Origin of the sequence: Nocardia sp. NPDC004068 (assembly GCF_042874315.1) — a bacterium.
Classification (GTDB): Bacteria; Actinomycetota; Actinomycetes; order Mycobacteriales; family Mycobacteriaceae; genus Nocardia.
Window position 1 is genome coordinate 349615 of the sequence record NZ_JBIAMW010000009.1, and the last position, 12338, is coordinate 361952.

The 12338-nt window shown below is 69.0% G+C and carries 7 protein-coding genes; all 7 read right to left on the reverse strand.

Annotated features, from left to right (window positions below; translation table 11 throughout):
• Window positions 1-9 precede the first annotated feature (9 nt).
• The 7 genes from ACFYTQ_RS24390 to ACFYTQ_RS24420 are packed head-to-tail and all read right to left on the reverse strand — an operon-like array spanning window position 10 to window position 11330.
• On the reverse strand, window positions 10-1332 hold the full coding sequence (locus tag ACFYTQ_RS24390; RefSeq protein WP_387365205.1) for a cytochrome P450: 1323 nt from the start codon (window positions 1330-1332) through the stop codon (window positions 10-12).
• On the reverse strand, window positions 1329-1613 hold the full coding sequence (locus ACFYTQ_RS24395; protein ID WP_387365208.1) for an acyl carrier protein: 285 nt from the start codon (window positions 1611-1613) through the stop codon (window positions 1329-1331). Before ACFYTQ_RS24395 ends, ACFYTQ_RS24390 begins: the two co-directional genes overlap by 4 nt.
• Window positions 1610-2431, reverse strand: a complete 822-nt coding sequence (locus ACFYTQ_RS24400; protein ID WP_387365211.1) for a cupin-like domain-containing protein — start codon at window positions 2429-2431, stop codon at window positions 1610-1612. Before ACFYTQ_RS24400 ends, ACFYTQ_RS24395 begins: the two co-directional genes overlap by 4 nt.
• A gap of 3 nt (window positions 2432-2434) precedes the next feature.
• On the reverse strand, window positions 2435-3046 hold the full coding sequence (locus ACFYTQ_RS24405; protein WP_387365214.1) for a hypothetical protein: 612 nt from the start codon (window positions 3044-3046) through the stop codon (window positions 2435-2437).
• Window positions 3047-3074: 28 nt separating this feature from the next.
• Entirely contained in the window at window positions 3075-9233 is a 6159-nt protein-coding gene (locus ACFYTQ_RS24410; protein ID WP_387365217.1) for a type I polyketide synthase, read from the reverse strand.
• 23 nt (window positions 9234-9256) lie between these two features.
• Entirely contained in the window at window positions 9257-10306 is a 1050-nt protein-coding gene (locus ACFYTQ_RS24415; RefSeq protein WP_387365220.1) for a 2OG-Fe(II) oxygenase family protein, read from the reverse strand.
• A 22-nt stretch (window positions 10307-10328) separates the two neighbouring features.
• Window positions 10329-11330 carry a 2OG-Fe(II) oxygenase family protein gene (locus tag ACFYTQ_RS24420; RefSeq protein ID WP_387365223.1) on the reverse strand — a complete coding sequence of 334 codons (1002 nt, stop codon included), beginning with the start codon at window positions 11328-11330 and terminating at the stop codon, window positions 10329-10331.
• Between the last annotated feature and the right edge of the window lie 1008 nt (window positions 11331-12338).

Genomic DNA, 12338 nt, shown 5'->3' on the forward strand with positions numbered 1-12338 from the left:
CCACTCCTCTCAGTCCCGCGCCGACCGGCGGTCGACGAGACGCAGACGCAGCCCTCCGGGTACCAACGAAACCGACAGCGGCGGCCGGACGCGGACACCGGGCACGGTCGCCAACCGCCAGCGACTCGCGATGATCGCCAGGGCCAGCACGACCTCGGTCATCCCGAAGGCTTCGCCGATGCACTTCCTGGCCCCGCCGCCGAAGGGCAGCAGGGCGTCGGGGGACGACACCGCGCGCTCCGGCAGCCACCGGTCGGGATCGAACCGGTCGGGTGCGTCGAACAGGTCGGGCCGCCGCTGAATGACGTAGGGGCTCAGGGCGATCGTGCTCCCGGCGGGCAGCTCGTACGGGCCGAGCCCGGCCGCGGTGGTGACCCTGCGGGTGAAGAACCAGGCGGGAGGGTAGAGCCGCAGGGTCTCGGTGACGATCCGGCTCGCCAGCGGCAGCCGTTCCAGATCGCCGTACTCGGGCAGTCGTCCCGCGAGCACCGCGTCGACCTCGGCATGCAACCGCGCCTCGATATCCGGTTGTCGCGCAAGGGAATACAGCACCCACGACAGCGCGGCGGAGGTGGTCTCCGCGCCCGCGACGAAGAACGTCACGACCGCGTCGCTCACGTCGCCGCGCGCGTCGCTGTCGCGGTCGTGGGCCGCGAGCAGCGCCGAGAGCAGATCCCCGTTGTCGACGCCGCTCGCGCGGCGCTCGGCGATGATGCCGTTCATCGTCGCCCGCAACCGGCGATTGGCGGTGTGGTACCGCCGCGTGCCGGGAATCGGCAAGCGGCCGACCGCGTCCGGGAGCAGCGTGCGATGGAAGGTGCCGTCGAAGGTGGTGGTGAGATCGCCGATCACCCGATGCAGCGCCGCGGCCGGGAGGGTGCTGGAGAACATGGCCGCGCCGAAGACCCGGGACGCGATGGTGAACATCTCGGGGCACACATCGAGGATTCGACCGGAATGCCAGCCGTCCACGACCGCGGCGATCTGCGTGGTCATCGTGTCCGCGTAGCCCGCGATCCGTCTCGGATGGAAGGCGGGCTGGGCCAGGCGCCGCTTGTGCCGATGCGTGCCATGGGTACAGGTGGCGACGCTGTCGCCCAGCCACTCCCGCTCGCGTTCCAGGAACAGCCCACCCTTGTCGAAGGTCCGGTCGTCCACCAGAACTCGGCGGGTCAATCCCGGATCACACACCACCACAGCGGTTTTCGGCCCGAGCCGGATCCGCACGACATCGCCGTGTTCGGGCAGCCGCGCCAGAAACGCGAAGGGCTGCTTCAGGAATGACGGCAGGTGGCCGACCAGCGGCCGCGCGCCCGGCGCGGTCGGTATCACTCGCGAACCCCTTCCGTCTCCCGCGCCGCGACCAAGAGCTTGTTGACGTATTCGAGTGCGAGACGCGGGGTTCGGAGAATCTCCACGGTCTCGTGGGGTAACAGCGTCGGAATCCGAACAGGCCATTCCCGTTGGATCCGTTCGGCCAATTCGATCGTGCCCAGCGAATCCAGCCCGAGATCGGTGAAGGGTTGGTCGAGGGCCTTCTCCGTGAGGTCCCGTTCGGCTCCTTCACACGCCCGGTACAGCCGGCTCAAATCGTCGAGGACGAACGCTCTCATCGGTACTCCTTGTCGCCGCTACCGGTTTCATGGCAGGTGCATCCCGTGGCGCGGTCGCGGTGGGCGAGATGCAGACCGTGGCGTACGGCCACCTGGGCCGCCCGCGCCGCGACATGTCCGTAGCCGCCGAAGAATCCGCTCAGCAGAATGCTCGCCGAGCGATTGCGGACCTCGTGCCACCAGCGATCGGGCACGTACAGGACGTCACCGGCGACGAGTTCGACCTCGTACAGCCTGTCCTCGGATCGCGTGGCCGCGGCGATCTCGGCCAAGGGCCGGGCCGACAGGCGCGCCAAGGGGTCGTATTTCGCCGACAGGGCATCGGCCGCTTCGACGAAACCGGGCGGCGCGACGCGAAAACGCTTGCCGCCGCGAATCACGACGGCGATATTGCCCAGGAGGTCGTAGTGGGCCCCGGTCCGCGCCCGCGCGGGACCGACCCAGACTCCCGGCGGCGGGGCGAACGCGCGCCGCGGAAGGAGTTCTCTACGCGGCGAGATGTCGGCGTGCAGGTGCGGAAAACGCCGCAGGAGATCGAATTCCTTGAGATACAGGAACTCCTCGCCGAACTCGTCGCGCGCGAGCAGCCGCATGTAGGCGCCCAGCGTCGACTCGACGAAACGCGTCGCACCGCTCTCCCGATCTCCCCGCACCAATCGAACCGACATCTCCGGCCGGAGTCGCCCGAGGAAGTCGAAATCCCACCGCCGGACGGCGGGCCACCCCGCGGCCAGGCCGGGGAAGAACGCCGGTTCTCGTCGTGCGATGTAGTCGCTCAACGGCGCGGTGGCAGGTGGCAGCTGCGGCACGGTACTCACCCTTCAGAGACTCCGGTGGATGACGACTCCGTAATTCAGCGACTGCGAGTGCGGAAAGTAGTTCGGCTTGACCGCGACGATCGTCGTGAAGCCGTGCATGTGGTAGTAGCGCAGTTGGCGGTCCAGGGGTGTGCCGTCCTCGTTCGTCGCCCGCGCGTACGCGTCGGGCGAACCCGCCGGATGGGCCGCGAGCCATTCCCGCAATCCGGGGACGGTCGACCCGCCGTACAGGTGGCGATAACCCATGTCGGCCAATCGCGGCAGGAAGGAGCGGAACAGCGCCTCGGCCGCGTCGGCGCTGGTACTGGTCAAACTGACGCCGAATACGCAATCGGTGCTCCCGGCCGGGGGCAGGGGTGCGTAGGCGCACCCGCGCCAACTGTCCGCGTCGCGAACCGTTTCCCTCGTGACAGGCCGGGCGAACATGGACGCGAGCAGTTTCTCCCCGTCCGCCGAGAACGCCCCGGCGGCATGGCCGGGCAGGCGATCGATCCGCTCGTACAATTCCGCCCGGGTCGCGGCCTGCGCACGATCCCATTTGGCGTGCTCCAATTCCACCACCCGGTCCAGGTCGGACGGTCGGAGATCGCGTACCTCTACATCTGTTGTCGGCATGAGCCTTCCTTCCGCGGGTCCACTCTCGCTACCGGAGTTGCTCATCGATGTGCAGGGCGAGCCGGGTCGGCGTGGGATGGTCCAGGATGCTCGCGACGGTGAGCCGCACGCCGGTGGCGCCGGTGAGGCGGGTGCGCAGTTCCACATTGGACAGCGAGTCGAATCCGGCGTCCCGGAAGGTCCGGTCCGCGGCGAGGGCGTCGGGGTCCTGGTGGCCGAGGACGAGGGCCGCATGGGCACGGATCAACGCGGTCAGCGCCTTCACGCGTTCGCCGCGCGGGAGGCCGATGAGCTCCGGTCGGGGCTCGGGTGCGGCGGCGTCGCCGTCCGGGGCGGGCGTCCGGGTCCGAGGCAGTTCGGCCAGGATCTCCGCCAGCGGCGTATCCGGGTCGACGCGCGACAGCGCGGTGGCGACGAGCAGCGGCTCGTTCTGTTCCAGGGCCGTATCGAACACGGCGAGCGCGTCGGCGGTGTCGAGGGCGGCGATGCCCTGCCGGGCGAGCCGGGCGCGGTCGGTGTCGTCGAGGCGGGAGGTGAGCCCGCTGGACTGCCGCCACAGCCCCCACGCGATCGAGGTGGCGGGCAGCCCCACGCTGTGCCGGTGGTAGGCCAGCGCGTCGAGAAAGGCGTTCGCCGCCGCGTAGTTCGCCTGCCCGGCCGTGCCGATCACCCCCGCGACCGACGAGAACATCACGAAGGCGCGCAGCTTCGTCCCCGCGGTCAGCTCGTGCAGATACCGGGCGGCGAACGCCTTGGGGGCCAACACCTTTCGCAGCCGATCGTCGGTCATCTCGGTGAACACGCAATCGTCCAGCACCCCCGCGGCGTGCACGACCGCGCCGAGCGGATGGCGGGCCGGGATACCGCCGATCAGCGACGCCAGGGCGGCGCGGTCGGACACATCGCAGGCCGCGAGCGTGATCTCCGCCCCCAGCTCACGCAGTTCGGCCGCCAGTTCCCGGGCCTCGGCCGCCCGATCGCCGCGGCGACTCACCAGAACGAGATGACGGCAACCGTGCGCGGTGACGAGATGACGCGCGAGCGATCGACCGAGACCTCCGGTGCCGCCGGTGATCAGCACGGTCTCCTCGGGTTCGAGCGCGACGGGCTGGGTCAGGACGAGCTTGCCCGTGCTGTAGCCCTGCCCGAGGTGCCGCAGCACCTCCCGCGCGTGGCCGATGTGCCAGGTTCGGACGGGCAGCGGGCCCGACCCGCCGTCGGCGAACAGCGCCCGGAGTCTGTCGAGGACGGCGGCCACCCGAGTCATCGGAAGTTCCGCGATATTCATTGCGGCGTAGGTGATTTCGGGATACTCGGCGGGATCCCGCAGGTCGGTCCGCCCCATTTCGATATAGGTTCCGCCGGGCCGCAGGAGCCGGAGCGACGCGTCCACCGTCTCGCCCGCCAGACTGCCGAGGACGACATCGACACCATCGCCGCCGGTGCTGTCGGCGATCCGCTGTTCGAATCCGAGCGTGCGCGAGTCGGCGATGCGTTCCGGCGGGATTCCCATCGCCTCGACCAGCCGTTGCTTGGAAGGGCTTGTGGTGGCGTAGATTTCGGCTCCGAGTAGGGTGGCGATCCGCACGGCCGCCATGCCGACCCCGCCCGCCGCCGAGTGGATCAGCACGCGCATATCCGGTTTGACCTCGGCGAGTTCGACGAGCGCGTGGTAGGCGGTGAGGAAGGCGATGGGCGCACCCGCGGCCTCGGCATCGCTCCACTGGTCGGGTACGGGCAGGAGCGCACGCCGGTCGACGACCGCCCAGGGCCCGAACGCCCCGGGCCGCGCGCCCGCGCGCAGCACGACCGCGGCGACGCGAGCGCCGAGTGCCACATCGCGGACCCGTTCGCCCACCTCCACGACATGACCGGCCACTTCGAATCCGAGCGCGGTTTCCGGGAGGACGCCGAGCGCGACGAGCGGATCGCGGAAGTTCACGCCGCCGGCCACGACGCGGATCCGCACCTGATCCGGCTCGAGCGGCTGCGTGAGGTCGGGTGCGGGCGCGGTCGCGACGCCGTCCAGGGTCTTGTCCGCGCCCGGCACGAGCCGCCACGGTTGGTCGACGGCAGGGGGCCGCAGCAGATCGTCGCCCGCGGGAGCCAGCCGCGGGACGAGGGCCCGTCCGCCGCGCACCGCCAATTGCGGACGGCCGCAGCCGATCGCGCCGATCAGCAGCCGGGGATCGATCGGGCCGGTGTCGAGATCGATCAGCCGCACGCGGCCCGGATTCTCGGTCAGGGCCGTGCGCAGCATTCCCGCGCAGGCCGCTCCGACCGCGTCCGACACGCATTCCGCGAAGCTCGCGCTGGCGGCGCCGCGCGTGAGGCAGACGATCGTCGTCCGGTCGAGCGTGTCGTCGGACAGTAGTGTCCGCATATCGGTCAGCGTGCGCGAAAGACGTTCCCACAGCGCGGTTTCCGTGGGCAGTCCGGGTTCCTGGCGACGGAGATCGAGCAGGACGACCTCCGGGACACGGCGACCGGCCCGCAGCGCGTGCGTCAGCGCGCGGGCATCGGGGTGCGCCTCGGCCCCCGGGAGGTCACGGTGCGCGCCGACAACCGCCCACCCCGACGTATCGCCGTCGCTGTCGAAATCAATTGGCCGCCAGGCGATCCGGAAGGCGTGTGCGGCGAGCACATCCCGCAGCCCACGTCGGGTCACCGGACGCAGGAGCAGATCCCGGAAGTCCGCGACGAGGTTCCCCTCGGTATCGGTGACCCGCACATGGTGACGGTCCGGTCCGGCCGGAATTATGGTGGCGCGCAGATGATCGGCCCGGCGCGGCAGTATGCGCGCGGAGCCGAGCGTGTACGGCACGAGGGTGTCCCGCTCGGATCCGGACAGCAGGAGCGCGTGCAGGATCGAGTCGATCAGCGCGGGATGAACGGCGAAGCCCTCGGCGGGTCCGTCCGGTTGCCGACCGAGCCGGACCTCCGCGTACAGCGTGTCGCCGACGCGCCAGGCGGCGGTGAGGTTCCGGAAGCCGGAACCGTAGTCGTAGCCTCGGTTTCGGAGCACCGCATAGCAGCCGTCCACCGGCAGGGGACGGCTGCCGGGCGGCGGCCACGCCTCGTCGCGGGCATCGCCTCCGTCGTTCGCCGGGGCGGGGTCGATGATCGTCGTCGCCTCGCCGTGACACCGCCACGGCCCGGTGTCCGCGCGCTCGCGGGAGTGCAGGGTCAGTCGGCGGCCGCCGTCGTTACCCGGGCGGCCACACACGACCTGGATGTCGACGGCCGAATCCCGCAGTGGCAGCGGGGAACTCAGCACCAGGTCCCGGATTCCGCCGCCGCCCGCCCGCGCGGCGCACCAGGTGAGAATGTCCACGGTCACCGTGGCGGGCACGATGACCCGGTCGAACACCTTGTGGTCGGCCAACCACGCGTGTTCCCCCGGATCGAGGCGGCCCAGGCACAACAGCCCGCCGTCGGACAGGTCGGTGGTGGCGGTGATCAGCGGATGGTCCGCGGTATCGAACGATCCGTCGCGCGCCGCCCGTGACCTGTCGGCGGGGAGCCAGTAGGACCGGCGTTGCAGCGCGTAGGTGGGCAGGTCGACCTCGCGCGCGTCGGGATACACTGCGTCCCAATCGATATCGGCGCCCTGTGCGTGCGCGTCGGCGACGGCGGCGAGGAAGTTCGCGCCGCCGCCGCACTCGCGCTGCAAGGTGGCGGTGATCCCGGCGTCGATGTCGACCGCGGCGGCGATGTCGTCGATGGCCCCAGTCAGCACGGGGTGCGGCGACACCTCGACGAATTGCCGATAGCCCGCGGTCAGCGCGCGCCGGATGGCCGCGTCGAAATCGACCGGGCGGCGGAGGTTTTCGAACCAGTACGAGCCGTCAAGACGGGTGGCGTCGCTGATCTCGCCGGTGGTCGAGGAGACGATGGGCAGCCGCGCCGGGTGGCATTCGAGGTCGGCGAGGTCGGTGTGGATACGGTCGCGCAGGGTCTCCATGTGTTGGCTGTGGGAGGCGTAGTCCACCGGCAGCAGCCGAGTGTCGACACCGGCGTGTTCGCAGTGGCGCAGCAGCTCCGTCATTGCCTCGGAGTCACCGGCGACGACCGTGGCCGACGGCCCGTTGACCACGGCCACCTCGAGCCGATCGTCCCACCGGAACAACAACTTTCGCGCGCGCTCGGCGGGCACCGCCAGCGCCGCCATGGCTCCTCGCCGGTCGACCGCTCGCAGCGCGGCGCTGCGCAGCGCCACCACGCGGGCGGCCTGGTCGAGGGTGAGCGCACCCGCCACATGCGCCGCGGCGATCTCGCCCTGGCTGTGCCCGATGACGGCCGCGGGCGTGACACCGAGGCTGCGCCACAATTCGGCCAGCGACACATACATCGCGAACAGCAGCGGCTGGATCACCTCGGCCCGCTCGATCGGCGCACTCCGCTCCCCCCGCAACACGCCGAGCACGTCGAAGGTCACATAGGGTTTCAGCGCGTCTGCGCAGCGTGCCACCGAGCGGGCGAATACGGGGGAATCGCGGAGCAGCCGGGCACCCATCCCCTCCCATTGCGAACCTTGTCCAGGAAAGACGAAAACCGGACCGGGTCCGTGCCGAACCTTCCCCACGGCGACCCCGGGCACGACCGGTGTCCCCGCGGCGACGGCGTCCAGCCGCGCCAGCAGTTCCGCGCGCCCGGTTCCGGTGACCACGGCGCGATGCGCCAGCGCGCTGCGCGTCGTACCGAGCGACCAGCCGAGATCCACCTCGGACAGCTCCGGTCGGGTGCGCATGTGCGCGGCGAGCGCCCGCGCCTGGGCGACGAGCGCGGACGGCGACGCCCCGGACAGCGGCAACATCGAAAACTCTTGCCGCGGTGAGGTATTCGAGCCTCGTCGCCGTCCTGTCCCGACGTCCGGAGGTGCGGGCGCCTCCTCGAGGATCACATGGGCATTGGTGCCGGTGATCCCGTACGACAGCACACCCGCCCGCCGCGGTTCGGTCGTTCGCGGCCAGGGCCGGGCCTCCCGCAGCAGGCGCATTCCGCCCGACCAGTCGACTCCCGCGAGGGGATGCTCCACGTGCAGCGTGGCGGGCAATCGCTCGTGTTGGAGCGCCAGCACCATTTTGACCAGGCCCGCGAGTCCGGCGGCGGCCAGGGTGTGGCCGATATTCGATTTGACCGAACCCACCCATAGCGGATCGTCCGCGCGGTGGTGCCGCGCGTAACCGTCTCGGAGCGTCTCGGCCTCGGTCGCGTCCCCGAGGGGCGTGCCCGGCCCGTGCGCCTCGATCGCCCCGATGTGCTCGGGACGCAGCCCGGCGTCGTCGAGCGCGGCGGCGATCACGGCCCGCTGGGCGCGCCCGTTGGGCGCCTGCAAGGTGGCGCTGGCCCCGTCCTCGTTGACCGCGCTGCCCCGAATCACCGCCAGCACAGGCTTTTTCAGCCGCCGCGCTCGTTCCAGCGACATCAGGACCAACGACGCGACCCCTTCCGCCGGAGCGAAACCATTGCCGTCGGCGGAGAATCCGCGCGAGTGGCCATCCACCGACAGCACCCGGTGCCGCGAGTATCGGGCCAGCATCGACGGATCGCAGATCGCGGTGGCGCTGCCCACGATCGCCACCTCGCACTCGCCGGACCGCACCGCCCGCGTCGCCAGGTGCACGGCCACCAGCGCCGACGAGCAGGCGGTGTCCACGGTGATGGCGGGCCCGCCGAGCCCGAGGGCGTAGGCGATTCGTCCGGAGGTCGCGCTCAGCATCGTGCCCATCAGCAGATGCCGCTCCAGGCCCGGAATCCGCGAGCCCGCCAGACCGTAATAGCTGTCGGTCGCGCCGACATAGACCCCCGCCCGGACCTCGCTCAGCGCTCGCGGGGTCAGCCGCGCGCGTTCCAGCGCCAGCCACGAGCTTTCCAGCAGCATGCGTTGTTGCGGATCCATTGTGGTGGCCTCGCGCGGGCCTATCCCGAACAGGCTGGCATCGAATGCGCCGATATCCGGCAGAAAGCCACCTCGCTGGATATACGTGGACCCCTCCACGGCCGGGTCCGCGTTGTAGACGCGCCGGAGATCCCAGCCGCGGTCGGCGGGGAGACCGGCGGAGACGTGTCGTCCCTCGGACAGAATCTCCCAGTAACCCGCCGGATCATCGGCGCCGGGAAACCGACAATCCATCCCTACGATCGCGACGAATTTCTCGGGGCCGGAGTCTGCGTGGTCCATCATCGCACCGTTCGTTCGTCGCGCCGTCAGGAGGCGTAGTCCACATATTTCCCGGCCAGCTTGGCCATGAAGTCCTTCGCGCCGATCGAACGGTATTTGGGAGTTCCGCCGGGCCACACGTCGAGCGTCGAGGTTTCCCGGGGAAGAACGAGATAGGGAACGGAGATCCGGGATATCGCCCGATGTCCGGGGTCCCGCGGCGCGCACACCCGGTGCGAACAGGAGCGGAAACGGTCGTTGCTGACCAGTTGAAGCCAGTCGCCGCTGTTCAGAATCATCGACCCGCGCGGCGCGGTGACCCGGCTCCAGGTTTTGCGCCGCGGGTGGAATACCTGCAAGCCCTCGATCGGATTGGCGGGCAGCAGGGTGATCAGGCCGTAGTCCTCATGGGTCATGAAACGCCCGGTCTTCGCGGGCCCGCTCACCCGGTCCGCGACGGCCGGATAGTGGTTGATCCGCAGCACGCCGTACGGCGGTGACAATTCCTCGTCGTAGATCGAGGCGTCGATGTCCAGATAGCGGAGGAGGGCTCGTACGAGCGGCAGCGTCATTTCCTCGCACGCCCGCCAATACGGTCGCAGCGCGGTTTCGAACTTCTCGTGCGGCCAGAATCTCAGCGCCTTGGCGTGATCCTCGCCGGGCAGACGGAAGGAATCGCGGAAGAACTCCCACGCCTCCACGGCGTTCGGCCGGTTCGGCGTCCACTCCTGGACCGCGAAGTACCCGCGGCGGAACGCTCCGCCGTATACGAAATCCGTCGCGGCGAATTTCAGCTTCTGTTCCTCGGGAATCGTAGTGAACAGCGCCAATGCGTGCGCGTCGGTGACGTCCAGCAGGTCGGCATCGATGCCGTGATTGATCAGAATCGCGAGCCCGGTGTCCGCCATCGCGCTGCCGAGCTTCTCGATGAAACGTTCCTGTGCCGCCGCGTCGCCGGTCAGCTCGGACATATCGCAGACCGGCGGCGCGAAACCGTCGTCGAACACGTCGTCGGGGCTTTCCTCGAGCGAGTAATCGAGATCCTTGTCCACCACGCCGTACGCGCCGAGCGCCTTCTTCGCGTTACTGATACCCACGTTTCCGCCTCCTGGCGATCGATCAGCGATCCGCGTACCTCGCGGCCAACCTCGTCATGAAATCCCGCCCGCTGATCGGCCGATATTTCGGATCGAAACCCGGCAACACCTCGACGGTCGACGTCTCGTGCGGATGGACCACATACGGAATGGTGAGGCGGGGCACGGCCCGCTGGGCGCGGTCACGCGGCACGCCGACGCGATGGGTGCAGGACGCGAAATGGTCGCTGGTGATCATCTTCAGCCAGTCGCCGCTGTTCATCACGAAGGATCCGGCGGGCGCGTACACCCTGCTCCACGTCTTGCGGCGCGGGTGGAAGACCTGCAATCCCTCGACCGGGGTGGCGGGCAGCAGGGTGATCAGACCGTAGTCCTCGTGGGCGAGAACGCGCCCGGTCCGCCCGGCCTCGGCCTCCTCGATCGGCGGATAATGGTTGAACCGCAACACGCTGTTCGGCGGCGACAGTTCTTCGTCGTACAACGAGGGCTCGACGCCCAGATATCGGAACATGGCGTGCACGAGGGGCAGGACAATGCGTTCGCACGCCTGCCAATACGGCCGCAACGCGATCTCGAATCGCTCCTCCGGCCAGAAGGTGAGGGCCTTTTTGGCATCCTCCCCCGGAATACGGAATGCCGATTTGTCGAGTTCCCAGGCTTCCACCGAATTCGGCAGCGACGGCGTACTCTCGTGGAGCGGAATGTACCCCATCAGCAGCGGCTCGCCGAATGTGCAGTCCGTCGCGATGTATCTCATCTTTCGTTCGAGAGGTACCGTCGTGAACATCTCCAGCGCCGCGTCGGTCGCCGCGGGCAGCACCCCCTCGGCCCCATGGTTGATCAGGATGACGAGACCGATATCCGCCATGGCCGTGCCGAGTCGATCGATGAACCGATTCCGCGCGACCGCATCGCCGTCGAGGTCGGCCATATCGCAGACCACGGGCTCGAAACCGTCGTCGAATACGTCGTCGGGGCCTTCCACAAGCGAATATTCCAGGTTGTCGAGATCGTTCTCCACCACCGCGAATTTCGTGTGCTCTGCATCTGTATTTACGCTCACACCAGCCCCACAGGTCAGGATCAGATGTTCGGGCGGGGATACACCCGACGGCCGAAAAAGCTCGAGAAAGATCGTACGAGACGGAACTACCGCGTGGTCCAAGGTTGCCCCACCTGCGGGTGCGCTGTCAACAGCTCGACTAAAGGGGGGAGAATTCGATGAAGACGACGCGACAATGGCAACGGGACGGCAATCAGACCCGGCAGTACGCCTCGCATTCATGAGAGTGATGCATTATCGGTGCACGCGTATTCGCGCGCCGAGGTACGCAACCGTTTGCGACGGTTGTCGCCGAAAGACGATGCGGTACCCGCGTATTCGCCGCCGGGAATCCTGTTCGAGAACGGTCGAGTCGGCCGCGACGTCGACAGTGGTCGCGCCCGGCGACCGCGCATCCGGCGCACGGCAGCCCGGTTCGGCCGCGAGTTCTCGAGACTGTCGCTGGCTCCCCCTCGACAAGGCGGCGATCTCGCGTGCGCGAGTGCGGGACCACAGCCCTATACCCCGCTGAGCAGAAGGTGTCGACCTTCGGCGCGGAGTCCGGGGTCGAACCATGCTGAGCTGTTGCGCACGAGGAGCCCACCCAAGATCGAAAGTGCGAATCTTGCTCCGCGAGTCTTCGTTCGGCGATCACCGGGAGAAGCCCGTCTCGCCGCGAATACAGTGCCCCCCGTCGAGCCGAAGGGAAACGCGGCCGATACGGGCACGACGGCTCACACTCAACCGACTCGTCTCGACAATCGAACCGTTGCGGAAACTCCAACGCGCGCCCGCAAATTCAGGGAAATATGACGATTGTCGGCCCGTACGCTGCCCGGCACGCGCACCGGTCCCCCGCCGGAGCAGTAGCGGTCGGTATGCCCTCTCGTCCAGCGCCAACGCGCCGCGCGATGCGATCGGTCGCCGAACGCCTCCTGCTCATCCGTCACATTGCTGCCCTCCCGCCTCAGCAGTCACACGACGTTCGTG